This is a genomic window from Gemmatimonadaceae bacterium (assembly GCA_030647905.1).
Lineage (GTDB): Bacteria > Gemmatimonadota > Gemmatimonadetes > Gemmatimonadales > Gemmatimonadaceae > UBA4720.
Genome location: JAUSJA010000007.1, coordinates 53,028 through 79,225, shown reverse-complemented (window position 1 = coordinate 79,225; position 26,198 = coordinate 53,028). Strand labels below are relative to the sequence as shown.

Below are 26,198 nucleotides of genomic sequence, written 5' to 3'. Positions count from 1 at the left end.
CTCGTACACACACCTCAGCTCGCAACAGCTCTGCTTGCGACATCTTCGTCCTCTCCACCGATCCAACCCCCGCCGCAGGATCAGTCGATAGGGGACATTTCTATCTTGGAATCAAGGGGACATTATCGCTTTGGTTTAACACCCAAGTCAATTTGGGTGTCAACATTTTGTCAAACGCCAATAGAAATGTCACCCATCTTACGCCAATAGAAATGTCACCCTCGGGTGGTTCTGTTCTTCAGGTCTTTTTGTCATCATGATTGTGGTGTGGTTTGCATTTGAAGTTCCCTCTTTACCTGTAGTGCTTCAGCCACGTCCATGCTGTTCTTCAGGCGCCAGGGATGATTCGCTCCGGGACGCGGTGGAGCAAGCCGGTCACGCGGAGGCCGCGGAGGCGTCCGAGTGTCGGCCAGTTTCGCTTCGGTCATCTCTCGTTGCGTTGGCTGGTGCTCCTGCCACTTGAGTTCATTCTCTCGCATCTCTCCCTGGACGAGCCTTCGGTAAATCACCCTCAGAGATCCGTCCTCGGTTGTCCGCACCAGCACTTTGGATCCTTGAGGCATGTCGCGTCGCTCGGTGACCTGGAGCTTCCGGTTCCCGTAGGTGATCACGCCGTCATTGCTCAGCTGCCGGCTATCTTCCCGACACCAGATGTCCTCGGGCTTCATACGGCCGATGACGGCTTTGAGCGGGAGATGATAGTCCGCCTGATTTGAAGGCGGTTTTGCGAATCGTGCGTTATGGGCCGGCAGATAAATCTCCCGGAGATACCGGTTCATCTCCTCGTGAGCCGATATCCCCTTGAGTCTCAGCTTCTTCACCAGACGGTCCTGGTTTGTCCCGTGAGTTCTCTCCACTCTCCCCTTGGCTTGCGGACTCGACGCTGGAATAAGCTCGATGCCGAGCTTGCTGCACATCAGCCCGAACCGGGTCAGTGGCCGATCATCCCTGCCAGCCCTGCCCGGAGAGTGATAGAGGGTCTTCAAGTCGGTGTAGAGTGCGCGCGGCACGCCGTATTTCTCGACCCACCACTTGAGAAGTCCTGTCGCTGACCAGAGAGTCTCCTCGCTGCCCATAAGAGCCAGCTGCGTGCTCGTCGCATCGTCGGTCGTCGTCATGAGACACCCGCCAGACACCCGCCCGGCCCTCTATCCTCCAGCCAGTCGTGGAAGCTTCCGTCAAGCTGGATCAACTCGCCAAAGTGGCCCCGCCTCTCTCTCCTCCGGAAACGGTGATACCACTTCCGCTTCCTCGTCCAGAGACCCTCGACCCTCATCCACCGCCTGAGAGTCGATACCGGTACGCCGATCCCCTCGTCTTCCAGCAAATGCTCCGCGACCAGCGTCGGTCCGAACCGCTGACCCGGTCCCCGGTCCGCGGGCCCGCCGTATCGCTCCCGAATCAACTCGATTACATGGGCGCGTAGCACATCCGGGTGCGCATGATTCGACGGCTTCGCCAAGTTGCCGTGAGCCAGACCCTTCGCTCCAGAAGCAACGAAGCGCTTCCTCAGCCGCTTCACCTGCCGCACCGAAAGCGCCAGAAGCTCGGCACCCTCCGCCGAAACCAGATCGCCCCCTACCACCCGAGTCAACACAGTCGCACGCAACAACTCCCGGTCGCTCATCGATGTCCGCTCCACGTGCTCCTCCTCGCAGGAGGAACAGTCTAGGAGGGTGACATTTCTATTGGCGTATCAGGGTGACATTATCACTGGCGTTCAACATTTGGGTGTCAACATTTGGGTGTCAACGCATTTGGGTGTCAACGCAATTGGGTGTCAACGCATGTGTCAACGCATCTGGGTACCACGACGAATTTCAGGTCCTAAGCCACCGCATACTGCTGCGTCACGTCTCTGCCCTGTGCCTTCACCACCAGCTTGAATTCATCAGGCTTGAGCAGCGGATCGTCGCGCAGCTCGAGGGAGAAGGACGCGGCCTTCTGGAGTCGCTGAACCAGCTCCCTCTCCTGCTCCAGCACGTACATGGCGACATCCGGGTGCAGTTTGACGAGGAGGTTGTCCCGGCGCCCTTCCACCACCATCCGCCGCACCGACCGCTCCATCCGGCGGACGATCGTTTCTGGGGTGAAGACGCGGCCCGTGCCGGTGCAAGTCGGGCACGGCTCCGTCATGCTCTGGTAGTGACTTTGCCGCACTCTCTGGCGGGTCATCTCGATAAGTCCGAGATCGCTGACGGCGAACGCCTTGGTTCGGGCGCGGTCGCGGCCCAGATGAGTGCGAAGCTCCTGCAACACCTTGTCGCGCGACTGCTTTGTCTCCATGTCAATGAAGTCGCAGACGATGATCCCGCCGACATCGCGGAGGCGGAGCTGGCGCGCGATTTCCGCGGCGGCCTCCATGTTCGTCTTGAGAACCGTCTTCTCAGGGTCCTTCTTGCCGGTGTACCGGCCGGAATTGACGTCTATCGAGACGAGGGCTTCGGTGGGCTCGACGATCAGGTACCCGCCCGAAGGGAGGTCGCAGCGCCGCTTGAACGTCTCCCGGATTTCGGCCTCGATTCCCGCGGTGTCGAAAAGCGGGATTCTCTCCTCGTGAAGCTTGACGCGCGGGATGAGCTCCGGAGCGACTGTCTTGAGGTATTCGTTCACCTCGTTGAAGACCGGCTTGGAATCGATCGTCAGACTGTCCACTTTGGTGCTGAACAGATCCCGGACGAGACCACGCGTGAGACCCGACTCACGATGCAGGAGCGCGGGAGCGCGGGTAAACTGGCTCTTTCGCGTGATCTTCTTCCACTGCGCCATGAGCGTGTCGAGGTCTCGCTTGAGCGCCTCGGGGGTGACGTCCTCGCTCACAGTGCGCACAATCACTCCACCGGACTTGTCGGGCAGAATGGCGCTGACCTGCTCCTTGAGGCGCGACCGCTCCGCGCCTGCCGCAATCTTCCGGCTCACGCCGACACGGGACGAATCGGGGATGTAGACGAGGAACCGACCGGCAAGGGAGATCTGGGCGGTGACGCGGGGCCCCTTGGTGGAGATGGGCTCCTTCGAGATCTGGACCATGATCTCCTGGCCGCGCTTCAGTGCGTCCTGGATCGGAGGCGCATCGTTCCTGCCTCGCCTGCGTCCGCCCCCACCGCCGTTCTGCCCAGATCCGTTGCTCTTTGGTCCGGCTGGAACGTCTTCGGCCGGGTCCTCGTCATCGTCCTCCTCGTCGTCGTCCTCCGCCTCTTCGGCGGATTCCCTGACCAAGTCCGATGCGTGTAGAAAGGCACTCTTTTCAGTACCGATGTCTACGAAGGCGGCCTGAATGCCCGGGAGGACGGCCTCGACCCTTCCAAGATAGATGTCGCCGACCATGCGGCGGTTGTCTGGACGGTCAACGAGAAGCTCCACGAGCTTCCCGTCCTCCAGAATCGCCACCCGCGTCTCGCGCAGGCCGGCGTTGATGAGGAGTTCTCTTTTCATCGTTAACCGCCAGGCACCTGCGGACGGCGACTCGGCGTCCACAGGCGGTTGGCGGATGTTCCTTATTGTGTGGGCGCGCTGTGACGCGACGCCTGATTGTACGAAGAACCGATTGGTCTGCGCCCGCCGATGATGTTGCCGGGTGGCGCGAGTCGCGCACACACCCCCATCCCGGCGGAGCTAAAGTCGTATGCCAGAATGTACTGGCATCAGAGCGCTTCTTGCAATAGTGACAACGACTTACAAGCCGCGTGTCATCCTGAAAACGAGCCACCCCATAACCAGAAGGTATGTGATTCCCGCCTTCCATTCACCATGCTTCATATATAGAGATCCGCTGAATCCCTCATCCTCGGTTTCTCCGTCCTTCCACGGAGTGACTCGCGGGACGAAAACGGGGACATTCGCGGAATACCGGTCGTAAGCGTCCGGAAAGCGCTCGCGGATGTTCTTCCGCTCCCGCTCCATCGTAGGCGCGTACACCAGAGCCCAGAATGCGATCACTACAAGAAGCAGGGCCCAGTGCGCTGCGACCGCGAATCCGGCTCCGATCAGAAAGCTTCCGAAATAAAGCGGGTTCCGCGTGTGTGCGTACGGGCCGGTTACGGCGAGACGCTGATTCTTCGAGATGTGACCGGACGCCCACGCTCTGACGACGACGCCGACGAGCGCAATCGCCCCGCCGACGGCAAGCGTCAGCGGGGTCGGGCGCGCCAATATGAGATAAGCGATCCCGAAGATGAAGCCGAGCGGGAGCCGGAGTTTCTTTGCGATTTCGGAGTAGGTCAATCCAGAAGCCCCCGCAGCAGGTGCCGGGCGATGACCACCCGCTGAATCTCCGACGTTCCTTCGCCGATCTCGCAGATCTTCGCGTCGCGCATCATCCGCTCGACCGGATAATCCTTGGTGTATCCGTAGCCGCCGTGTATCTGAATGGCCTTGATGGTCGTTCGCATCGCGAGCTCGGAACAAAAGAGCTTGGCGATCGCCGCTTCCTTGCCGAACGGGCGCTTGTGCTGTGCGAGCCATGCGGCGTGATACATGAGGTGCTTGCCCGCCTCGATCTCGGTTGCCATGTCCGACAGCTGAAACTGAATGCCCTGGAAGTTCGCTATGGCACGTCCGAACTGCCGCCGCTCGGAGGCGTATTTCAGCGACTGCTCGAACGCCCCTTCGGCGATGCCAAGGGAGAGTGCGGCGATCCCGATGCGGCCTGAGTCGAGAGTCTGCATGAAGTTGATGAACCCCATTCCCTCTTTGCCGAGCCGGTTTTCTTCGGGAACATCGACGTCCTCGAAGATCAGCTCGCGAGTGTCCGACGCTCGCCAGCCGAGTTTGTCTTCTTTCTTGCCGGCCCTGAATCCGCGCATGTTCGGCAACGACGGCTCATGCCCGATCGTGGCGGTGCCGCGGTGCGAGAGATCGGCTTCCTTGGTAAGGATGAATGACGAGATCCCTTTTGTGCCGCTGTCGCGATCGGTCACAGCGGTGACTATGAAGATCTCCCCGACGCCGCCGTGCGTGATGAAAATCTTCGAGCCATTCAGCACATAACGTCCGTCCCTGCGCTCGGCGGTCGTGCGTGTCCCGGCGGCATCGCTCCCCGCTGTGGGCTCAGTCAGGCCGAAACCACCGAGGACGCGTCCGGAAGCGAGCAACGGAACGAAGCGCTCCTTCTGCTCCTGCGTCCCAAAATTCACGATCGGCGACGTTCCGAGCGTGGTATGCGCGGAGATTGTGATTCCGTGCGACGCATCCACCTTCGCCATCTCGTGGATGGCGATCATGTAGCTGAGCGTGTCGAGGCCGGCACCGCCGAGCTCCTCGGGCCATGGAATCCCCAGGAGACCCAGCTCTCCCATCTTCTGGATGTTTTCCCAGGGGAATTGCTGGGACGCATCAAAGCGCGCCGCCACCGGCGCCACCTCGTCGCGCGCGAATTCGCGCACCATGTCCCGCACCGCTATGTGTTGATCGCTGAAATAGAGCGAATCGTCCATTTGTCAGGCTGCTTCGTTTTCTTCGGAATTGCGGATCACCGCGAGGAACATCTCGCCGTACCGGGCAAGCTTCATCTCTCCGACGCCCCGCACGTTCGCGAGGGCCTCCAGCGACGCCGGTCTTCTCAGCGCCATGTCCGCGAGAGTGCGGTCGGAGAATACAATATACGCGGGAACGCTCTGCTGGCGTGCGATGTCGAGGCGCTTCTGCCTGAGGGCGGCGAGGAGATCCTGGTCGGCCGCCCCGAGCGCAATGTCGTCGCTGTCGGTCACGGCGGTCGCCACGCCCCGCTTACGCGACCGCGACGTTTTCTCTCCCTTCAACGCGCCACCGCTCTTCGGCTCGCGAAGTCGGGTGATGCCCAGGCAGTTGTCGCAGCCATCGCACTTCGTGCGGGCGGCGGGATCGCCGAAATACCGAAGCACGAACCCGCGGCGGCAGGCCTTCGTGTAGGCATACCGCTGCACCGCCTCGAGCTTCGACAGCTCCGCTGCGCGACGACGGTCGATGGACGCCCAGTCCACGCGGAAGCGGGCCAGCGGGGCCTCGGGACTCGACAACCGCAGGCCGCCGCCGAGTCGCTCCCAGACCAGGATCTGACGCGACTGCAGCGCATCGAGCAGTCCGGTGGCGTTGGATCTTCCCGCGAGGCCCGGAGGAAGCGCGTCAAGGTCTATCGTCGCCCCCGCGTTGAGCCGCTCGCCGGCGACGCGCCATAGAACGCGCAGAAGACCGAGCTCGGGGTTCGCATCTCCGGTGAGATCTCGGCGAATTCTCGCCGGCGTCGCGATGAGCCGCACCGTTACCAGCGACGCCGAACTCTCGGCGCCGACGATCGCGCCAGCGTGGGTGAGGATGCGAAGCGCGCTCTCCGCTTCACGCGGGCTCAGCTTGCCTCCGATGAGCGGCACAATCCGCTCGACCGAGTCGGGAAGTGTGCCGAGCTTCCGTGCCTGCCGCGACAGGCCGTCATACACGCGCTCGACGACTGCCTTCTCGGGATACGCGCCGCGGATGAAAAACTCATGCGTGAAGCGGTCCGGGAAGGCATGGAGGAGAAATACCTCGGAACGATTACCATCGCGGCCCGCGCGGCCCGCTTCCTGGTAGTATGCCTCGAGAGTTCCGGGCATCGAGTGATGAATCACGAGGCGCACATTGGGTTTATCGATTCCCATGCCGAACGCATTCGTGGCGATGATGGCGCGAATCCGCTCGCTCATGAACGCTTCCTGCACATCGCGGCGGTGCTCGTCGTCGAGTCCGGCGTGATATCCGGCCGCGGATATCCCCTGCTGCTCGAGCATGAAGCTCAGGCGATCAACGGACTTTCGCGTTGCCGCGTAGACAACGGCGAGACCGTCATGCTTTCTCAGCGTTTCGACGAGGAGAGTGTCCTTCTCCGCATCATTGCGTGCGGGAAGGACATGATACGTGAGGTTGGTGCGATCGAATCCGGTGATGATCGTGCGCGGGTTCTCGAGCGCCAGCTGCCGGCAGATATCCTCACGGACTTCGGGGGTCGCAGTGGCGGTGAGCGCCACGGTCGGCGGTGATCCGAGGCGCTTCCTGGCTTCCGCGACGCGCAGATAGCTGGGCCTGAAATCGTGCCCCCACTGGCTGATGCAGTGAGCTTCGTCAATGGCGAGCAGGCTGACGCCGATGTCGGCGAGCTTCGTCGTGATGTTGCCGAAGTCGAATCGCTCGGGCGCGAGATAGAGAAGACGCAGCTCTCCACGCGCAGCGCGAGCAAGGCGGTCAGACACCTGCGCCGACGTGAGCGTGCTGTTGATATATGCGGCCGGGAGATTTCTCGCCTCGAGCGCATCGACCTGATCCTTCATCAGGGAAATGAGCGGCGACACGACGACGGTTAGCCCGGGCAGCACCAGCGCAGGGATCTGGTAGCACACCGACTTTCCGCCTCCAGTGGGCAGAACGACGAGCGTGTCCTTGCCAGAGAGCACCGACTCGATGGCCATCTCCTGGCCGGGTCGGAACTGATCGTATCCGAAGGAGGCCCGCAGCGCCGCGCGGGCGTCATCGAGGGTCGGACGCGGCATCAGCGAACGATAGTCCGCGGAATCAGAACCCGCGTCATCGAATCTTTGCCGTGGACGGCGCGCGAGTGCCGAGTGGCTGCGCGCGGAACGACTCCACGAACTCCGATGAATCCCGCACCACCCGTAACGAGTACTCTCATGCGTCAGACGGCGCGCGCAAAGTGGCCCCTGGTGAAGGCCGATCCGACAAGGGAGCGTGGCGAAACTCCCGCTGTGGCGGCCCCCGCGCCAAGACCTTCCAGCAACATCCGATAGCTCTTCGCGATATCCAGCACTTCGTCGCCGGGCACGTTGAACAGCATCCGGTAATTGCGAATGCCTCCCCGCCACAGCCGCGGAACGAACTCCGATGCCTCGAGTGGCCGCGAGTGCAGCAGCCGGTTGCGGCACGCGCTGTCCGTCGCCACGGCGAACGAGTAGCCGGCGGGGTCGGTCAGCTCGACGTTGGTGTGATCGCGGACGCAGAGATCTCTGCACGTGGTCGGCTCCCTGTCAAACGCGGCCGAGAGCACGCAGTGCTCGAGCGTCATCCCCTCGGGGCGACCGTAGATCACGGAATGAAATCCCTTTCCGGACCATGGCCCGCTCACCGCAAGCATCTCGTCGGTGGTGAGCTCGATTGAAAGCACGATTCCTTCCGCACCCATCGCGAAAAGTTCTGCGGCGGTGTGCTGATTGAAGCAGTTCACAGCATAATCGGCGACGACATCATGACCCGCGCCCGACAGTTCGGCAACAAGACCGAGGTGACCGGTTGACATGGGAAGTCGGAGAGCGAGCCACTTGGTCAGCGTGTGGCGCTCCGTCGGGCGCACGATACTCGGCAGACGAAGCCGGAATGCAACGCCCTTCCCGGCCAGCTCATCTACGAGCTTTCGGACTCGCGCGGCCGGCGGCGCGGGATGCCTCAGAAAAGGATCGAAGCAGATCTCCGTCGCGCCACCCTCGGCCGCGGCGCGTGCGTCCGCGATATCGAACGTCTCAGCGACGAGATTGAACGGTCGTTCGTTGCGCTCCAACTCGCCTTCGCGCTGCCAGATAGCGGTCCCATCACCGACACGATCGATCGCGCGGCCGATGAGCGCCGACCGTTCCTCCCGTTCGCCGTCTGCCCGCCAGCCGATGCGCTGCTCGAGGTCTTCGACCGCCGATTGTCGCATGTGATTCAGCTCGCTCACCGGAATGAACAGACCTTCCGCGAGCCCCGACGCATTGACGTCGCCGAGCGCGAAGGAGGTTCCACCAAGCCGGCCGAGTTGCTCGCGCAGCTGCCGTACGTCCAGGGCGCGCTTCTGCGCCGGCACGAGAGCCATGTCACTGCGCATCGAGACCGTATCGTCACCGACTGCGAACACGAGCTTGAGGGGACTGCCGGCTGATCCAAACGCTCGCACGTCCAGACGGTGCCGCGTGCCGGAAGAAGGCAACTCGACGGCGGCAAAGCTCGCTCGCGCCGAGCTCATCAGGCGCGTGTCGTAGCTGCGAACCACGCGCCAACCCGCGGAGACCTGCGCGCCCGATCGAATCGCCTGCCTGACGGTCGCCCCGGTCATGAGCGTTCGCACATCGCCCACCGTGAAGCCGACACTCTTCGCAGCCGAGCCGGCGGGCGGCTCGAAGCCGATCCCATCGCCTTCGACAAGCGGAGAGGAGACGTCCACGATGAGCTCGCCGTTCACCGAACTGACAACTACACCGAGCTCGACGCCGCGGTTGTCGGGATGAGAGCGCGTGATGTAATCGCGCCCGGCGCGCCCCTGGTACATGCCGGGCGTGAATCCTCGACTGAATATCTGGACGAGATCCTGAACATCCGCTGAGGGAAGCTCGGAGGGCTCGCCGACGGCGATCTGATCGAGCGTGCGCCTGTAGTTGCGCGTGACGACGGCGACGTACTCCGGCTTCTTCTTTCTGCCTTCGATCTTGACGCATCCGACACCGGCTTCGGCAATCGCCGGGAGACTGGCGTACGCACCGAGATCCCGCGCCGAGATCAGGTAGCCGGCGTCGAGTGTCTCGTTCGAGGTGACGTCGCGGAGCACGTAATCCTTTCGGCACGACTGCGCACACGAGCCCCGGTTGGCGCTGCGCTCGGAGATCATGCCGGACATGTAGCACTGGCCGGAGTACGAGACGCAGAGCGCTCCGTGGATGAACGTCTCGAGGCCGAGCCCGGGAACAGCGCTCCTGATCGCCTGGATGTCCTCGATCGTGTTTTCACGGGCCAGCACCACCCGCTCGACGCCGAGTCGCACCATGACGACCGCGCCCGAAGCATCATGCACCGTCATCTGCGTCGAACCGTGAATCTCGAAACCGGGATACACGCGCTGAATCAATCGCACGATCCCGATGTCCTGCACGATCGCGGCGTCCACTCCGCGATCAATCGCGTCGCCGAGAAACGTCAGCGCGTCGCGGAGCTCGGACGGCTTCACGAGGGTGTTGAGAGTGAGATAGATCCGCGCGCCTCGTGCGTGCGCGAGACGGCACGCCACCTCGACCTCGTCGAGCGTGAGCTGCGCCCCTTCGTCGCGGGCATTGAAGCGCTCAGCGCCGAGGTATACCGCGTCGGCGCCATTGGCGACGGCGGCACGCACGGCGTCCAACGAGCCTGCGGGAGAGAGAAGCTCGGGGATCTGGTTCCTCTTCGGCACTTCTCAACTTAGCGATTCAGAGGCCGATAGCCGCCCGATACAGCTGTGCGATGCGCAGTGTTACGGGCCCGGGGCTTCCGTTCCCGACAGGGTTGCCATCGAGGCGGACGATCGGCACGACCTCGGTGGTGGTGCCGGTGATGAACAACTCATCCATCACCGCCAGCTCATTCGCCGGCACTGGTTCCTCGCGAACCTCGATCCCGGCCCTCGATGCAGCTTCGATCGCGAGCTCGCGCGTGATGCCGGGTAGAATGAGATTCGACAGAGGTGCTGTGCGCACGACTCCCCCGCTCACGCCGAAGAAGCTCGTGTGAGTTCCTTCGAGGGCAACACCGTCGCGGATCAGGATCGCCTCGAACGCCCCGGACTCCTTGGCTTCCTGATTCGCGAGCACGTTGGCGATCAGCGAGATCGTCTTGATGTCGCATCTCGACCAGCGGAGATCTGGTCGCGTGATCGCCCCGACGCCTCCCGCGAGATCGCCCAAGTCGGGGAATGGAGCCGCGTAGGCATACACGGTCGGCCGGCATGCCGTCCTGGGAAAAGCGTGAGTGCGTGGAGCCGCGCCGCGCGTCACCTGCAGATAGACCATCGCCTTTCCCGAGTTCGCGAACCAGTTCCGCTCGAGCAGCTCCTGAAAGACGGTCTCGAGCGGATCGGCGACAGAAGCGTCAATCCGTGCTTCGCCCAGACTGCGCCGCAGACGGTCCATGTGCCGGTCGAGAGCGATGAACCGGCCGTCGTATGCGGCGGCCACTTCGTAGATCCCGTCGCCGAGGAGAAATCCCCGATCGTCGGGAGAGACGCGGACTTCGCCTTTCGTGATGTATCGTCCATCAAAATAGACGACGTCACTTCCCGCGGCTGGATGAATCGCCTGAAGAATCGGAGCGTCGGCTGTCTGAATCGGCGTCATGGCTGTTTCCTGGCTCGGTCGAAGAATCGCAGAAGTATCGCGAGAGAAAGAAAGGCGATCGCTGCCCAGCGCAGTGCCGGCACCTCTTCGCGAATGCCGTAAGCGAAGAGAATGGCCGCGATGAGCGCCAGTGTGATCTTGGCCATCGTCATCGGTGTCATGTCTTTGCTGCGGCTGTCTGTAATCCGGCAGCACGCGCCTCGTCGTCGGGAACGTCGAGGGTCATTCGCAGAAGCGCCGTCGAGAACACCTTGCCCTGCGCATCCGTCTTGAGCGACAGAGTGCCGCCGCCGTCCAGCGCGCCATGAAGCAGGAAGTTCAGCGCATTGAGATTGGGCAGCTCGTAACGCACGACGGGACCGCCGATCACGCCGTGAAAATGCTTCTCCACCGCGTCTCGCGTAACGTGCCGCTGGATGAGCGGGTACCATTCCGGCCTGAGGGCGATGAGACCGACGTTCGCTGTATCGCCCTTGTCGCCGGAGCGAGCGTGCGCGATGTCGAGAAGACGGATCTTCATCAGACGATCTCCACGTGAGTCGTCACGACGCTCTTGTCTATCAGAGCCGGCCAATAGGCGACGATCTCTTCCACTTTAGGCCGCCCGCCAGCAAACCCCGTCACACTTGGAGGACCGTTCAGGACGAGAGGGGCGATCTCGCGGGTGAACCTCTCGACATCGCTGCGGCTCTGGCCGCGCACGCCAACGCGAAGCTGCACCTCCGGAATGTCCCTGCTTCCTCCAGACTCCGACGCGAGAATGCCGTGCGTCGCCGAAACACCGACATACTCGGTCAGTATCTGGTCGAAGTGAAGTCCGAGCCGATCGAGCCTTTCACGGAGGATGCGGTCGGCGGCCTGCGCCTTGTCCAGTGCCTCCGGCCAGGAGTAGACCAGCGTTCCAACCGCCTTGAATCCGGCGCGGTACGCAACCGACACCTTCAGCTTGTCGGTTGCGGGGCGGCCCTTGATGCCGAATACGCGCACGCGATCAGGCCCCGCATCCTCGAGTCGGATGCTCGTGAAATCGGCGACTACGTCCGGAGTGATGTACTCGTGTGGATCGCCCATCTCATAGACGAGCTGTTCCGTAACGGATGGGACCGAGACTCTTCCTCCGGTCCCTTCGTGCTTGGTTATGACGAAGCTGCCGTCAGGGCTCGCCTCGGCGATGGGATAACCGACGTTCGCGAGATCGGGAATGGACCGCCAGTCGTAGAGGCAGTTTCCGCCCGAGCACTGCGCGCCGCACTCGATGATGTGGCCGGCGATGATGCCAGCCGCGAGACGATCCCAGTCGGTCGCGCCCCATTCGAATTCGTATCGCAAAGGAGCCATCGTGAGCGCCGTATCGGTCGAGCGACCGGTGATCACGATGTTGGCGCCCCGCGACAGGCCTTCGACGATCGGCGTGGATCCGATGTATGCGTTCGCGGAGAGGACGCGATCCATGATCGAGGAAAGCGGCTCGCCGGTCTCCATGTTGGCCAGCTCGTGCCCGTTGGCGATCAACTCCTCGAGCCGCCCGAGCAAGTCGTCGCCCGTCACTACTGCAATACGCAGCCGCTCAGCCGACGAGCCCGACGACGCGAGCGCGCGCACCGCCGCTGCGCACGCAGGCGGATTCACGCCTCCCGCATTGGCCACGACGCGAACGCCGCGCTCGAGGACCGCGGGCAGGACGCTCTCGACCGCGCCAACGAAGTCGCGCGCGTAGCCCATCTTCGGATCGCGCTCTTTCTGCTTCTGGAGGATGGACATCGTCACTTCCGCCAGATAATCGAGCATCAGGTAGTCCACGTCGCCGCCTTCCACCTGCTGACGCGGCGCTTCGAGTGAGTCGCCCCAGAATCCCTGCCCGCTGGCGACGCGAACCAGTTGCTTCACTTCATTTCTCCGAGGTGCGGCGGCAACACGAACGCGCCGAGGTGTGGACCCTTGTTCTGGAGCGCAGTGCGAAAGGACATGGCAAGCACTTCGCGCGTCTCTTCCGGATAGACGATGGCGTCTATGTACCCGCGTGCTCCGGCGTATCGCGCGTCAAGCTGATGCTCGTAGTCGGCGCGCATCGCTTCGACCGACGCCGTTACTTCGGCCGGCGGCGCCTCGCCGTTCTTCTTCGCCGTGTCGAGCGCGGGACCGTGCACCGCCCGAATCGCAGACTCTCCTTCCATCACCGCCATTCGTCCAGTCGGCCAGCTGAAGATGAAATCGGGATCGAAGCCCTGCCCCGCCATCGCATAGTAGCCCGCTCCGGAGGCGTGATTGACGGTGAGCACGATTTTCGGCACCGTTGTCGTCGCCATTGCTTCGACGAAGCGCGCTCCGGCGCGGATGATCCCGCCCTGTTCGGCTTCGGGCCCAACCATGAAGCCGGACACATCCTGCACGAAGAGCAGCGGAATTCCCTGCCGATCGCAGCGATCGATGAAGTACGCGACCTTCTCGGCGCTCTCGGCGTAAACGATGCCGCCGAACCGGGGTTTCTCTCCGGCGCGTCCACGAATGAGGCCGCGCTCGTTGGCGATCACGCCGATGGGAATCCCCTCGATCGTCGCGTCGCCGCAGATCATCTCTCGCGCGAGCTCCGACTGAAACTCATCGAGCTTCCCGCCATCGAGAATCGCCGAGAGGAGCGCGTGCATATCGTACGACATGCGATGATCCGACGGCAGCAGATCGTACAGCGCTTCAGCCTGTGCCGCCGTCGTGTCGCCATCGCGCGGAGACTCGGGGGCGCCACACCGATCACTCGCAAACCGGAAGCGAATGGCGTAGGCATCCGCCGGAGTCGAATGCTCCGCCGGGCCCGGGAGACGCTGCACGAGATCGCGCAGCTTCGCGAGACATTCGTCCTCGGTGTCGAGCGCGTAGTGGGCGACACCGCTGATCTCGGTATGGGTCGTGGCGCCGCCGAGCGTCTCCGAGTCCACCGTCTCACCGGTGGCGCCCTTGACGAGGTTGGGTCCGCCGAGCCCCATGAAGGACGTTCCCTTCACCATGAGAATGACATCGGAGAGCGCGGGGAGATACGCGCCGCCGGCGACGCATTGTCCCATCACGGCCGCGAGCTGCGGTACGCGCAGATACCGGCGCATGATGGAGTTGTAATAGAAGATGCGCGCCGCGCCGTACTGACCGGGAAAGACACCGCCCTGGTACGGAAGGTTCACGCCAGCCGAGTCTACGAGGTATATGATCGGAACGCGGCAGCGCATCGCGATCTCCTGCGCCCGGAGAATCTTCCGGATCGTCTCGGGCCACCATGAGCCGGCCTTGACGGTCGCGTCGTTTGCCACGACGACGACTTCGCGACCATGGATCATCCCGACCCCGGTCACGACTCCCGCGGCGGGCGCCTGCCCCTCGTACTGGTCGTATGCGACGAGAAGGCCGACCTCGAGAAAACGCGCGCCGGGATCGCACAGCTTTTCCACGCGCTCGCGTGCGGAGAGCTTTCCCTGCTGGTGAAGCTTCGCGATACGCTCGGGGCCGCCACCACGACGCAGCTTCTTTTCGAGATCGCGGACTTCTGCGCTCAGCTCGCGGAGGCGCGGTGTCACGTCACGCGCCCGCGGCGGATGTGTCCTGAGCCTCGCGGGTGGCGAACCAGTCCTTGATGTATGCGATCAGCTCCGTAGTGGGCGTTCCGGGGCCGAACAGCCGTCCAATCCCCTGCGCCTGGAGAGCATCCATGTCCTCTTTCGGAATGATGCCTCCACCGGTGATGAGGATATCGTCCCGTCCCTGTTCGTTCACCAGCCGGCGAACACGGGGAATGAGCGTCATGTGCGCTCCGCTCAGGATCGAGAGCCCGATGACGTCGGCGTCTTCCTGAACGGCCGCCGCGGCGATCATCTCAGGAGTCTGGTGGAGGCCAGTGTAGATCACTTCCATGCCCGCGTCGCGGAGGGCCGCCGCGACGACCTTCGCGCCACGATCGTGTCCGTCCAGACCAGGCTTGGCGACAATGATTCGGATTGGTCTCATACAGGGATCAAAGTTAGCAGAGAGCGAAAGGAAGCGGCAACGCAGGGGCGCCAGGTTGGCGGCTCTGTCACGTCTTCCTCGCGACGAGGAGCATCTCGCTCGATCGCCCGGTGAGCGGCTTGCGGCTGAATCCGTCGAACGCCGTTTCCACTATGAGGCCTGCCGCAGCGCACAGCTCGGCGAGCCGCGTGGCGGTGTAGAGACGGATGCGGTGCGTCCGGCGCCCGGGACGCTTCGCCGCGCCGCGCCACGTCGATTCGATCGTGAGGACTCCCGAGAGCGGGTCGAAGGACCTTTCGTGAGCGACGATCGTCTTGTCGCTCGTCTCCCACCAGTCGCGCGAAAGAAAGCGCGCCATCACGCCATCGCGGCTGCCGCCATGCCACAGGAGAACGCCCCCGGGCTTTAGCACGCGAGCGAACTCGCGGATCACGGCTGCGTCATCGGACGGATCGGCGAAAAACCCGAACGACGTAAAGAGGTTGAGCACGGCGTCGAACCGGCCGGTCCACCTGCCCGGCATGCGGCGCATGTCCCCGCGTGTGTAGTGCAAAGCAGGCCCGGTGCCGCGGCGTCTGGCCAGCCGCAGAAGCGTCTCGGAGAAATCGAGACCTTCGACGCGATAACCGGCTTCGGCAAGGAGATGAGTATGCCGGCCCTGTCCGCATGGCACATCGAGGATGCGCGAATCGGACGGAAGGCCCAGCACATCCATCACCCGCGCCACCTCCGAGCGATCACGCTCGGGAGTGAAGATGGGCTCGTACTCGAGAAGGTAGTGGGCGTCGAAGTACGACTCCCACCATTCCGGTTTCTTCTTCAGAAGAAGACGGGCTCGCGGTACGCGCCGAAGACATCCTCCATTGCGGCGCGAATCTCGTAAAGCGTGCAGTAGGCGCGGGCTGCGTCGAGGATGTGGGGCATCGTGTTCTCGTTCGTGCGCGCCGCGTCGCGAAGCTCGCCAAGCCGCTTCTCGACAAGCGCGTTGTCGCGCGTGGAGCGCAGATGCGCCAGACGCTCGCGCTGCTCCGCTTCGGTGTTCCCGATCTTCAGCAGCGGGATTGTAAGCTCGGGCTCGTCGGTAACGAACTCGTTGACCCCGACGATCACGCGTCGGTGCTGCTCGATCTCCCACTGCTGGCGAGCGGCCGACTCGGCGATTTTGCGCTGCAGCCATCCGGTCTCGAGACCCTGCACCACTCCCCCCACCTCATCTATCTGGCGGAAAAGGATTTCCGCCTCCTCCTCGAGCTGAGACGTGAGCGCCTCGACGTAGTACGAGCCACCAAGGGGATCCATGACATTCGGTACGCCGGTCTCGTAGGCGAGCACCTGCTGCGTCCGAAGCGCGACCTGCACCGACTCCTCGGTGGGCAGCGCAAGGGTTTCGTCCATCGAGTTGGTATGCAGCGACTGCGTTCCGCCGAGCACCGCCGCCATCGCCTGATATGCGACGCGGACGATGTTGTTCATCGGCTGCTGGGCGGTGAGCGTCACGCCGGCCGTCTGCGAATGAAACCGCATGACGAGCGATCGCGGATCCTTCGCCCCGTAGCGGTCGCGCATGTGCCGAGCCCATATGCGGCGCGCCGCGCGCAGCTTGGCAATCTCCTCGAAGAAATCGTTGTGGATGTCCCAGAAGAACGACAGGCGCGGCGCGAAGGTGTCAACGTCGAGCCCGCGCGCGATGCCGCGCTCGACGTAGGTGAACCCGTCCGCGAGAGTGAACGCCAGCTCCTGCGCCGCCGTCGCACCGGCCTCCCGGATGTGGTATCCGGAGATCGAGATCGTATTCCACTGCGGCACGTGCTCCGCCGACCATTCGAAGCAATCCACAATCAGGCGCAGGGCGGGCTCGATGGGAAAAACCCATGCGTGCTGCGCCATGTACTCCTTGAGGATGTCGTTCTGAATGGTTCCGCGGAGACTCGCGAGATCCACTCCCTGCTTTTCAGCGGCGGCGAGATAGAAGCAGTAGAGGATGACCGCCGGTCCGTTGATGGTCATGGACGTGGAGACCTTGTCGAGCGGAATCCCGTCGAAGAGAACCTCCATGTCGGCGAGACTGGAAATGGCGACGCCGCACTTGCCCACTTCTCCCTCCGACCGGGGGTGATCGGAGTCGTAGCCCATCAGCGTGGGGAAATCGAATGCAACGGACAATCCCGTCTGACCGTGCGCAAGGAGGAACTTGTACCGCTCGTTGGTATCGCTGGCGCTTCCGAAGCCGGCGAACTGCCGCATCGTCCAGAGCTTTCCGCGATAGCCGCTGGGATGAATGCCCCTGGTATATGGGAACGCGCCCGGCATTCCCAGATCCGCTTCGGCGAGCCCCGCGGTGTCGAGCGCGGTGTAGAGCGGATTGACTTCTGTCATTTATGTCACCCCTTTCACGAGGTCTCCGTATGCAGCGAGGAGATCGTCCGCAACCGCGTACGGCGTAACCGCTCCCGCTTCCAGCTCATCCACCCGGCCATGGAGCCATTCCATTGTCGCCGGAACGCCCCACAGGCGGCGTCGCATCTTCCGCTCGGCGACCTCGACCACGCGCTCGACCATGCGCTCGCGCCGCCGCGCGCGGAGCGCGCCGGTCCGCTCAAGATAACTGAAGTGGCGGTCCAGAGACTCGACGATTTCCTGAATGCCTTCGCCTTTCGCGGCAACGGACCGGAGCACGGGCGGTGTCCAGACATCCGCATTCCTCGCCGCCGCTTCCTCTCTCGCGACGCGGGCAGGATTCATTATGCGCTTGAGATCAACGCCATGGTGCGCGGGCATGTTCGGGTAGCTGCTCCCTTTTCTCAGCCCGAGCATCAGCTCTACGTCGTTGCGAAGCCTGTCGGCGCCAGGGCGATCCGACTTGTTGATGACGAACACATCGGCGATCTCCATCACCCCCGCCTTGAGGGTCTGAATCGAATCCCCCGATTCGGGCACGAGCACGACCATCGTCGTGTCCGCCGTTCGCGCGACATCCAGCTCGGACTGTCCAACGCCGACGGTCTCGATGATCACCCGATCGAAGCCATATCCATCGAGCACGTCGGCAACTTCGCGCGTCGCCGCAGCGAGACCGCCGAGCGAGCCGCGCGTAGCCATCGAGCGGATGAACACTCCCTCGTCGAGCGCGACACTGTCCATTCGCACCCTGTCACCCAGCAGCGCGCCGCCGGTGAACGGAGAGGTGGGATCCACGCATACGATGCCGACGGTGAGTCCGGCGCCCCGGAACTCGCGCGTGACGAGCGATATGATGGTGCTCTTGCCTGCTCCCGGCGGACCGGTGATGCCGATGCGGCGCGCATTTCCGAGCTTCGGATGCAGGTGTGCGAGGACGTCGTCCACGCCGGACCGCTGGTTCTCGACGATGCTCACCACGCGCGCGAGCGCGGAGCTCTTTCGCGCGGCGAAGTTTGCGAGCAGACGCTCAGTCGCGGGCTGCAAGAATCCTTTCCTGTTTCTTCCACATCTTCGAACGGGTGCGCGACTCGTCATCCGGATGGTCGTGTCCGACGACATGTAGCGTGCCGTGAACGACGAGGCGCGACAGCTCCTCCCTCTCGGAAATACCGAGTCGCCTGGCGTTGCGCGACGCCACTTCGGGACAGATGTAGACGTCGCCAACGGCCGGCATACCCGGCGCTTCGCGACCCATCCCGAAGGAAATCACATCCGTCGCACCATCGTGCCCGAGATATTCATGATTGATTCGTGCAATGGTCGCGCGCCCCACGAACGCGACGGAGACCATGGCGTCACGGATCTTCTCCGCGGCAAGAGTCGCCTCGACGAGCTCACGCACTCTTGCCGGACGGATCGCGAGCCGCCGGACGGTGGATGAGACCTCTGTGACGACTCGCGCCGGATTCATCGCCGGTCAGTTACCGGCGTCGTCGGCGTACGCCTTGATGATCTTGCGAACGAGGCGGTGACGCACGACGTCGGAATCGGTCAGGTAGTGGAAGCCGATGCCGTCAATTCCGGGGAGAATGCGCTCGATCTGGACGAGACCCGAGTCCTCGCGGCGCGGAAGGTCTATCTGCGTCTTGTCACCGGTAATGACGGTGCGCGAGTTAACCCCAAGTCGGGTGAGGAACATCTTCATCTGCGCGTTGGTGGCGTTCTGCGCCTCGTCGAGAATGACGAACGCGTCGTCGAGCGTGCGCCCGCGCATATAGGCGAGCGGTGCGATTTCGATGGTGCGCGTTTCGAGCGCCTTCTGCACGCGCTCCGGCGGCATCATGTCCTCGAGCGCGTCGTAGAGCGGCCGAAGGTACGGATCCACCTTCGCCTGCAGGTCGCCGGGAAGGAACCCCAGACTCTCTCCCGCTTCGACGGCCGGTCGCGCCAGCACGATCCGCCGTACGCGCTTTCGCGACAGCGCATCCACCGCCGCCGCGACCGCGAGATAGGTCTTGCCCGTTCCCGCCGGGCCGATTCCGACGACGATGTCGTTTTCCGCGATGAGCTTGAGATACTCGCGCTGCCCGCTCGTCTTGGGCTGGATGACCTTGCGAATGCCCGGCAGCACGATGCGCTGCAGGTCCTCCACGCCGTTTCCATCGCGCGGAGTGTCTATGCTCATCCGCAGCACGTCGTCGGCGGTGAGCTCCATCTGCTGCCGCGCCGTCTCGATCATCCGCTTGGCGATCGGCCGCGCGCGATTCACGGCGTCGTGGGAGCCGGAGATGGTCAGCGTGTCACCGCGGAGCGCGATCTTCGCTCCGCTCTGCTTCGACAGCTCGATCAGGTTGGCGTCGTTGACACCGGCGAGAGTGAGCATGTCGGCGCCTTCGGTGGAGAGACGCTGGACGATCGGTTCTTCAGTCACTTGTGGCAGAGCGGAGCTCCAGGTGCAGGTCAGAGAGGTCCTCCGGGCTCACCGGAGTCGGCGCGCCCTCGAACAAGGCGCGCGCCGCAGTCGTCTTGGGGAACGCGATCACTTCGCGCAGCGATTGCGCGCCGGCGAGAAGCATGGCGATGCGGTCGAATCCCAACGCGATCCCGCCATGCGGCGGCGCGCCCGACGCGAGCGCCTCGAGCAGGAATCCAAATCGCGACCGCGCCTCGTCGCCGCCTATGCCGAGCTTGCCGAGTATGCGCTGCTGCATCCCGGTATCGTGAATGCGAATGCTGCCGCCGCCGAGCTCCGTGCCGTTCATCACGACGTCATACGCCAGTGCGCGGACGGAACGCGGGTCCGAATCGAGACGGTCGAGATCGGCGGGGTTGGGGGCTGTGAATGGATGGTGGACGGCCGACAGCGCGCCGGTACCAGCGTCAACGCCGAAGAGCGGGAACTCGGTCACCCACAGGAGCTCGACGCGATCGGCGGGAATCATACCGAGGCGGCGGGCGACGTCCTGTCTGACCCGATCGAGCGCAACGCTCGAGATCTCATCGGGTCCGGCGACCATCAGGCACAGCTCGCCGTCCGCGATACCGAGCACAGCCGCGCCCGCTTCTGTCAGGAACCTGGCGGCCGGGCCTTCCAGAACGCCTCCGGCGTTCTTCACCCGAAGCAGCCCGGACGCGCCGCCGGATTTTGCAACCTGCTCGATCTCGTCCACCTGCTTGCGCGACAGCGCCGCTCCTCCGGGAATGCGGATTCCGCGGACCCGTCCGCCCGCTTCGATGGCGCCTCGCGTGATTCCAAAATCCGCACCGTGAAACGCTTCCGTCGCGTCGAAGATGCGGAGATCGTATCGCAGATCGGGGCGATCGCAGCCGTAGCTCTCCATCGCGTCGGCGTACGTCATTCGCGGAAACTTCGCTGGAATCTCGACGCCGGCATCACGGAAGAGCGCCGCAAGGAGTCCTTCGGTCAGCGCAAAAATGTCTTCCGGCCCAACGAAGGACGCCTCAATATCTATCTGCGTGAACTCGGGCTGCCTGTCGGCACGAAGATCCTCGTCGCGGAAACAGCGCGCGATCTGGAAGTACCGGTCGAATCCGGACACCATGAGCAGCTGCTTGTACAGTTGAGGAGACTGCGGCAAGGCGTAGAATTCGCCCGCGTGCACGCGGCTCGGAACGAGATAGTCGCGCGCGCCTTCGGGCGTCGGCTTGGTGAGAATGGGCGTCTCGATCTCGAGATACCCGCGCTCATCCAGAAAACGCCGCGTAGTCTGCTGAAGGCGATGCCGCAGCAGAAGATTCTGCTGGAGCTCCGGCCTGCGCAGATCCAGATGGCGATGGCGCAGTCGAAGATCCTCTGCGGCCAGCTTCTCGCCCTTTCCCCGCGCGACCGGTATCGCCGGTGTTGCCGCAGTCGCAAGCACGGTGAGATCCGTCGCCTGGAGCTCGATATCACCCGTCAGCATGTCGGCGTTGCGCATCTCTTCCGGACGGAGAGCGATCCTTCCACTGACCTGGATCACGTACTCCTGGCCAAGCGATGTCGCCGCGGAGATCGCGGCCTCGCCGGTCCACTCGGGATTGAACGATACCTGGAGCAATCCGGCGCGATCGCGGAGATCTACGAATACGAGTCCGCCGAGATTTCTCACGCGGTGTACCCAGCCCGCGACCGTCACCAGCTCACCCGCGCCGCTCGCCCTCAGGGCTCCGGCCAGTCCTCCCGGCCTCAGCTGGGTCGCGAATACATCCGGTTGGGTCACCAATTCGATGGGTTACCTGGAAGAGGTCGTAAGGGGTTAAACTTAGTAGTGACATACATTTGGTGGAAGGAGCGGGACCCGTGACAAACGCCTCGGCACCCGCGAAAAGCCGGATCAATCTGCTGGACATGCTGCCGGGCGATGCGGATGACGCCCTGCGGTCGTTCGCCGCGCGCCATGGCGAGCCAGCATACCGCGCCGAGCAGGTCCTCCAACACCTGTGGAGAGATCCCCGGGAGAGCTTTCAGGCGATGGCGCAATTGCCGCGTGGAATGCGCGACCAGCTCGAGGAGGAGTTCGAAATTCCGCGACTCGGTCTTGCCGCGCGCCAGCTCTCGACCGATGGCACGGAGAAGTTTCTTTTTCGCCTCTCGGACGGGGAGCACATCGAGACCGTCGCGATTCCGGAAGGAACCCGACTCACGCTATGCATCTCATCGCAGGCCGGATGCGCGCTGCAATGTTCATTCTGCGCGACTGGCGCGATGGGCTTCTCGCGCAACCTGCGCGTTTCCGAAATCGCGGGACAGGTTCGCGAAGTGACGCTTCTCACCGGACGCCAGCCGACGAACATCGTTTTCATGGGAATGGGCGAGCCGCTGATGAATTGGAAAGCGGTGGATCCTGTGCTGACCATACTCAACGACGCGAAGGGATTCGGCATCGGAGCGAGGCACATCACGGTGTCCACTGTCGGCGTGCTTCCCGGAATCGTCGCGCTGGGCGAGCGGCGCGAACAATTCCGGCTCGCCATATCAATCCACGCTCCATCCGACGCCGTGCGGCGCACGCTGATGCCGATCAACACCAAGTACCCGCTGGCGCAGGTGATCGAGGCGGCGCGGGTGTTCGACCGCCGCGTGACGTTCGAGTACGTGATGCTTCACGGCGTGAACGACGAGCCGTCCCACGCCGTGCAGCTGGCCGAGCTCGCGCGCCGATGCAAGGCATTCGTGAACCTCATCCCACTGCACGCTGGCGGCGCGGGCGATTTCGTCCCGACCACTCCGCAGGGAATCGCGGCTTTTGCCCGCGCGATCAGATCGAAGGGCGTCGAAGTCGCGATAAGAAAAAGCCGCGGCAAGGACATCGCCGCGGCGTGTGGCCAGCTACGGGTAGAAAGGCAGAAGCGGCGGACGCCAGTCACCGCCGACGAGAACAGTGACATCCAGGTAGCGTGAGCTGTCGGGCCGGGCTTCCGCGCGCGCGTTGAACGCCAGCGCGACGAGCCTGGCCCACTCCGGATGGCCCGATCGGTCGAGAACGAGCGTGGCGGTCCGCTGCTCCGGGGCAGTCCCGACGGCTACCACATCGAAGCCGCGATCGCGGAGATACATCGTCGCTTTGCGCGCGAGGCCGCGCACCCTGGTGGCGTTCAGCACTTCGACCTTGATGCGAACGCCGGGCGGCACCAGCACTTCCGGCGATTCCTGCTTCGTGAGCGTCGGAGAGATTGCCACGCGCTCATAGCGGCGCCACGCGAAGACCCCCGCACCCGCGAGAACGAGGGCGAGGAGGATCCACCTGCCGATTTTCACCTCAGGCTATTCCAGAGGGCGACTGTCTCGGGGAAGATGTGATTGCCCTCGCGCACGGACCAGTCGAGACGGAAGCGCACGACCTGACGAAATACCGCGTCGAACGAATGGGGCACCTGCGCCGCCAGGAAAAACCGGTCCTCCCTGGAGAACTTCCTGCCCGGCTCCAGGTAGTCGGCCATGTACAGTGCCTTTCCGGTGCGATCCCAGTCCGGGGAGCCGATGGTGTGATATCGTATTGCGCCCAGAACGCCGCGCCGTTTCTCTCCGTCAGCCTCGAGCTGAACGGCCGCGGCGGGCCCGTGAAGGAGCGCTGCCGGCGTCTCGTAGTCGCCAGTGATCTGGCGCAACCGATCCTCCGGGGCGTCACGAAGCGAGTCATGCCATGACCCGGCATCGATCCACGCATTCGCCTCGTCTGCGCTGAGCCGCATCGCCGCGCCCCACGCGCGCAGCAGTGACGTCGCGCGCTCGATGTGCGCCAGCCGCTTGTTGCCGACGCAGGCCCAGAGCGGGAGCCCGTTCGAGTCAGTCCTGATCATTCGATCCGAGTGTCACGTTATCTATGAGCCGTGTTCCGCCGACGCGGGCGGCCAAGATGGCGCCGAATCCCGGCTCGGCGCGGGGCGACCGGCGAAAGGTCGCAGGGTCCACCACCGCCACGTAGTCCGGTCGCACCTCGCTTGCAGAAGCGAGAACCCTCCGGCAAATGGCCTCGAGTGTGGGAGTGTCACGTTCGCCATCGGCGAAAGCCTGCTTCACCGAGTGCAGGGCCGTGCTGAGTATCGTCGCCTGGTTCCGCTCCGCGACGCTCAGGTAGCGGTTACGGCTCGACATCGCGAGGCCATCGCTCTCGCGCACGATGGGCGACACGACTATCGAGATGGGCATGTCGAGGTCGCGCACGAGCGCCTGCACGAGCGCCGCCTGTTGCAGATCCTTGCGTCCGAAAACGGCAAAATCCGGTTGCACGATGTTGAACAGCTTCGTCACGACAGTCAGAACGCCGTCGAAATGTCCGGGTCTGCTCTTGCCTTCCCAGTCGCTCCCCAGATCTCCAGCAGTCACCAGGATGACGCGGCCCGGCGGATACATGTCCGCCACATCCGGCCTGAAGAGAATATCCACGCCCGCGTCTGCCGCGAGCCGCTCGTCTTCCTGCACCGGACGCGGGTAGCGGGAGAGATCCTCCGTGGGGGCGAACTGCAGGGGATTCACGAAGATGCTCATCACCGTCAGATCCGCTTCCCGCTTTGCGCGCTCGACGAGACTTACGTGTCCGTCGTGCAGCGCACCCATGGTCGGCACGAAGCCGACGCGGGCGCCGCTCTCGCGGGCTTTCGCGACCGCGTTCCGAACATCCGCGATCGCCGTGACAACCACCATGCTAATTGCTGTGCTCTGCATCGGGGTACTGACCTGATCTGACTTCTTCCCCGTATCGCTGCACGGCGTCTCTCACCGACCCCGCGAGATCCGCGTATTTCTTGAGGAACTTCGGCGCGAAGCCGTCGTTCAGTCCGAGCAGGTCCGGCAGCACGAGCACCTGTCCGTCGCAATGCGGCCCGGCGCCGATGCCGATCGTCGGGATCGCCACCGACTCGGTGATACGCTGCGCGAGATCCGAGGGAATCAGCTCGAGCACGATGGCGAATGCTCCTGCGTCCTCGAGCGAGTGAGCCTGTTCGACCATCCGGTCCGCATCGGTTGCTTCCCGTCCCTGCACCCTCATGCCCAGCGTACGTACCGATTGCGGTGTAAAGCCGAGGTGCGCGACGATTGGAATGCCGATGTCAGTGAGACGCCGCACGGTCTTCACCATCTGCTCGCTTCCGCCTTCCACCTTCACCGCATCGGCTTCCGTCTGCTGAAGCACACGACCGCAATTGAGGACCGCAGCCTCCTCGCTCGACTGGTAGCTGAGAAACGGCATGTCCACCACAAGCAGCGCGCGCTTCACTCCCCGTCTCACCGCGGCGCCGTGATAGATCATCTGGTCCATGGTCACCGGCAGCGTGGTGTCAAATCCGGCGACGACGTTGCCGAGCGAATCTCCGACGAGCACGATGTCGACACCGGCCGAGTCCACGAGCTTTGCGAAGAGAACATCGTAGGCCGTCACGACGACGAGCTTCCGGCCGTCGCGCTTCATCCGGACGACGTCCCGGATCGTCACCTTGCGTCCCGCGTCCGGCGCATCAGTCATTGGTGAGTTCCCGCAGCTGCGCGAGCTGCCGCTGCCAGAATTCGCGACTTGGAAGCTCCTGATGGGGAACGACGAGCGCTTCGTCGGCATACTCCTTTCCCTCGATCATCACGATGTCGAGATCGAGCGTACGCGGAGCCCATCGAATGGCCCGCACACGTCCGGCCGCGCGCTCTATGCGGTGCAGCGCGGCGAGCAGTGTTCTCGGCGGAAGCGTCGTGGATACCGCGACCATCTGGTTCAGATACTTCCCCTGTGGAATGGGTCCGATCGGCTCGGTCTCCTCTATCTCCGTTGCCACGATGAGGCGTGTGTCACGAATCGCCGCGATCGCGGCTCGAGCCTTGGACAGCGCCAGCTCCCTGTTTCCGAGATTCGATCCCAGCGCGATGTAGGCCACGTCCGTCATCCTCGCGTGCGTTCCAGGCTTACTTCCGCGTACATCACCGGTCCCGGCAGCGCCACGTGCGGCTTTCTCACACTCACCTTCACCCGCGTGACCCCGTTCATCTCGAGCGCCTTCGCGGCCACGCCCTCGACGAGATCCTCGAGATAACGAATGTGGCCGGTTCCGACGACTCCGGCAACGAGATCGTAGAGCTGCCGATAATCGAGAATCCCTTCGAAGCCGTGTGCGGTGTCCGCGCGAGTGACCCATACCGAGGCGTCCACCTCTATGGATTGCGCGATCTCCGCCTCGTGTGGGAGGACGCCGATGTGCGTGTGAAAGCGCATCGCCTGGAGCGTCACTATGTGTTGCAGATCCATC

The 26,198-nt window shown here is 63.6% G+C and carries 27 protein-coding genes; 2 read left to right on the top strand and 25 right to left on the bottom strand.

Features of this window, described 5'->3' with window-relative positions; translation table 11 throughout:
- Positions 1-260: hypothetical protein (locus Q7S20_00840; protein MDO8500372.1), on the top strand; the 260-nt coding region annotated here is incomplete at its 5' end.
- Here Q7S20_00840 and Q7S20_00835 read toward each other — a convergent pair.
- The 19 genes from Q7S20_00835 to aspS all read right to left on the bottom strand — a co-directional run bounded on the left by Q7S20_00835 (position 255) and on the right by aspS (position 21,685).
- Positions 255-1,118 (bottom strand): hypothetical protein, encoded by an 864-nt coding sequence (locus tag Q7S20_00835; protein MDO8500371.1) that lies wholly within the window; start codon positions 1,116-1,118, stop codon positions 255-257. The two genes, Q7S20_00840 and Q7S20_00835, sit on opposite strands and share 6 nt — an antisense overlap.
- On the bottom strand, positions 1,115-1,642 hold the full coding sequence (locus Q7S20_00830) for a hypothetical protein (GenBank protein ID MDO8500370.1): 528 nt from the start codon (positions 1,640-1,642) through the stop codon (positions 1,115-1,117). The genes Q7S20_00835 and Q7S20_00830 overlap by 4 nt, the downstream gene beginning before the upstream one ends.
- A 185-nt stretch (positions 1,643-1,827) precedes the next feature.
- Positions 1,828-3,435: an Rne/Rng family ribonuclease gene (locus tag Q7S20_00825; protein ID MDO8500369.1), complete on the bottom strand. Its 1,608-nt coding sequence runs from the start codon at positions 3,433-3,435 to the stop codon at positions 1,828-1,830.
- Positions 3,436-3,675: 240 nt separating this feature from the next.
- Positions 3,676-4,224, bottom strand: a complete 549-nt coding sequence (locus Q7S20_00820; protein MDO8500368.1) for an isoprenylcysteine carboxylmethyltransferase family protein — start codon at positions 4,222-4,224, stop codon at positions 3,676-3,678.
- Positions 4,221-5,435: an acyl-CoA dehydrogenase gene (locus tag Q7S20_00815; GenBank protein MDO8500367.1), complete on the bottom strand. Its 1,215-nt coding sequence runs from the start codon at positions 5,433-5,435 to the stop codon at positions 4,221-4,223. Before Q7S20_00815 ends, Q7S20_00820 begins: the two co-directional genes overlap by 4 nt.
- 3 nt (positions 5,436-5,438) lie before the next feature.
- Entirely contained in the window at positions 5,439-7,499 is a 2,061-nt protein-coding gene (locus tag Q7S20_00810) for an ATP-dependent DNA helicase RecQ (GenBank protein ID MDO8500366.1), read from the bottom strand.
- A gap of 143 nt (positions 7,500-7,642) precedes the next feature.
- Positions 7,643-10,156 (bottom strand): U32 family peptidase, encoded by a 2,514-nt coding sequence (locus Q7S20_00805; protein MDO8500365.1) that lies wholly within the window; start codon positions 10,154-10,156, stop codon positions 7,643-7,645.
- A 16-nt stretch (positions 10,157-10,172) separates the two neighbouring features.
- Complete coding sequence (locus tag Q7S20_00800) at positions 10,173-11,075, bottom strand: aminotransferase class IV (GenBank protein ID MDO8500364.1); 903 nt, start codon at positions 11,073-11,075, stop codon at positions 10,173-10,175.
- A complete protein-coding gene (locus Q7S20_00795; protein MDO8500363.1) occupies positions 11,072-11,236 on the bottom strand; it encodes a hypothetical protein in 165 nt (54 codons plus the stop codon). Before Q7S20_00795 ends, Q7S20_00800 begins: the two co-directional genes overlap by 4 nt.
- The gene (locus Q7S20_00790; protein MDO8500362.1) at positions 11,233-11,595 is read right to left on the bottom strand and encodes a hypothetical protein; all 363 of its coding nucleotides are present in this window, start codon (positions 11,593-11,595) and stop codon (positions 11,233-11,235) included. Before Q7S20_00790 ends, Q7S20_00795 begins: the two co-directional genes overlap by 4 nt.
- Positions 11,595-12,962, bottom strand: coding sequence for an acyclic terpene utilization AtuA family protein (locus tag Q7S20_00785; protein ID MDO8500361.1), 1,368 nt, complete (start codon positions 12,960-12,962; stop codon positions 11,595-11,597). Before Q7S20_00785 ends, Q7S20_00790 begins: the two co-directional genes overlap by 1 nt.
- Positions 12,959-14,638 carry a carboxyl transferase domain-containing protein gene (locus Q7S20_00780; protein MDO8500360.1) on the bottom strand — a complete coding sequence of 560 codons (1,680 nt, stop codon included), beginning with the start codon at positions 14,636-14,638 and terminating at the stop codon, positions 12,959-12,961. Before Q7S20_00780 ends, Q7S20_00785 begins: the two co-directional genes overlap by 4 nt.
- A gap of 1 nt (position 14,639) precedes the next feature.
- Positions 14,640-15,065 (bottom strand): cobalamin B12-binding domain-containing protein, encoded by a 426-nt coding sequence (locus Q7S20_00775; protein MDO8500359.1) that lies wholly within the window; start codon positions 15,063-15,065, stop codon positions 14,640-14,642.
- Positions 15,066-15,132: 67 nt separating this feature from the next.
- Positions 15,133-15,780, bottom strand: coding sequence for a methyltransferase domain-containing protein (locus Q7S20_00770; GenBank protein MDO8500358.1), 648 nt, complete (start codon positions 15,778-15,780; stop codon positions 15,133-15,135).
- A gap of 104 nt (positions 15,781-15,884) precedes the next feature.
- Entirely contained in the window at positions 15,885-17,441 is a 1,557-nt protein-coding gene (locus Q7S20_00765; GenBank protein MDO8500357.1) for a methylmalonyl-CoA mutase family protein, read from the bottom strand.
- The gene (gene meaB, locus Q7S20_00760; protein ID MDO8500356.1) at positions 17,442-18,509 is read right to left on the bottom strand and encodes a methylmalonyl Co-A mutase-associated GTPase MeaB; all 1,068 of its coding nucleotides are present in this window, start codon (positions 18,507-18,509) and stop codon (positions 17,442-17,444) included.
- Positions 18,493-18,936 (bottom strand): rRNA maturation RNase YbeY, encoded by a 444-nt coding sequence (gene ybeY, locus Q7S20_00755; protein ID MDO8500355.1) that lies wholly within the window; start codon positions 18,934-18,936, stop codon positions 18,493-18,495. Before ybeY ends, meaB begins: the two co-directional genes overlap by 17 nt.
- A gap of 6 nt (positions 18,937-18,942) precedes the next feature.
- Complete coding sequence (locus Q7S20_00750; protein ID MDO8500354.1) at positions 18,943-19,896, bottom strand: PhoH family protein; 954 nt, start codon at positions 19,894-19,896, stop codon at positions 18,943-18,945.
- Positions 19,889-21,685 carry an aspartate--tRNA ligase gene (aspS, locus tag Q7S20_00745; protein ID MDO8500353.1) on the bottom strand — a complete coding sequence of 599 codons (1,797 nt, stop codon included), beginning with the start codon at positions 21,683-21,685 and terminating at the stop codon, positions 19,889-19,891. Before aspS ends, Q7S20_00750 begins: the two co-directional genes overlap by 8 nt.
- A gap of 80 nt (positions 21,686-21,765) precedes the next feature.
- Between aspS and rlmN the strand changes: the two genes are divergently transcribed.
- The gene (rlmN, locus tag Q7S20_00740; GenBank protein ID MDO8500352.1) at positions 21,766-22,866 is read left to right on the top strand and encodes a 23S rRNA (adenine(2503)-C(2))-methyltransferase RlmN; all 1,101 of its coding nucleotides are present in this window, start codon (positions 21,766-21,768) and stop codon (positions 22,864-22,866) included.
- Here the strand turns inward: rlmN and Q7S20_00735 are convergent.
- The 6 genes from Q7S20_00735 to Q7S20_00710 are packed head-to-tail and all read right to left on the bottom strand — an operon-like array spanning position 22,795 to position 26,197.
- The gene (locus Q7S20_00735) at positions 22,795-23,223 is read right to left on the bottom strand and encodes a LytR C-terminal domain-containing protein (protein MDO8500351.1); all 429 of its coding nucleotides are present in this window, start codon (positions 23,221-23,223) and stop codon (positions 22,795-22,797) included. The genes rlmN and Q7S20_00735 overlap by 72 nt on opposite strands.
- Complete coding sequence (locus tag Q7S20_00730; GenBank protein ID MDO8500350.1) at positions 23,220-23,765, bottom strand: hypothetical protein; 546 nt, start codon at positions 23,763-23,765, stop codon at positions 23,220-23,222. The genes Q7S20_00735 and Q7S20_00730 overlap by 4 nt, the downstream gene beginning before the upstream one ends.
- Positions 23,752-24,609 carry a pantoate--beta-alanine ligase gene (gene panC, locus Q7S20_00725; protein ID MDO8500349.1) on the bottom strand — a complete coding sequence of 286 codons (858 nt, stop codon included), beginning with the start codon at positions 24,607-24,609 and terminating at the stop codon, positions 23,752-23,754. Before panC ends, Q7S20_00730 begins: the two co-directional genes overlap by 14 nt.
- Position 24,610: 1 nt before the next feature.
- The gene (gene panB, locus Q7S20_00720) at positions 24,611-25,429 is read right to left on the bottom strand and encodes a 3-methyl-2-oxobutanoate hydroxymethyltransferase (GenBank protein MDO8500348.1); all 819 of its coding nucleotides are present in this window, start codon (positions 25,427-25,429) and stop codon (positions 24,611-24,613) included.
- Positions 25,422-25,838 (bottom strand): 2-amino-4-hydroxy-6-hydroxymethyldihydropteridine diphosphokinase, encoded by a 417-nt coding sequence (gene folK, locus Q7S20_00715; GenBank protein MDO8500347.1) that lies wholly within the window; start codon positions 25,836-25,838, stop codon positions 25,422-25,424. The genes panB and folK overlap by 8 nt, the downstream gene beginning before the upstream one ends.
- Positions 25,835-26,197 (bottom strand): dihydroneopterin aldolase, encoded by a 363-nt coding sequence (locus tag Q7S20_00710; protein ID MDO8500346.1) that lies wholly within the window; start codon positions 26,195-26,197, stop codon positions 25,835-25,837. Before Q7S20_00710 ends, folK begins: the two co-directional genes overlap by 4 nt.
- Between the last annotated feature and the right edge of the window lies 1 nt (position 26,198).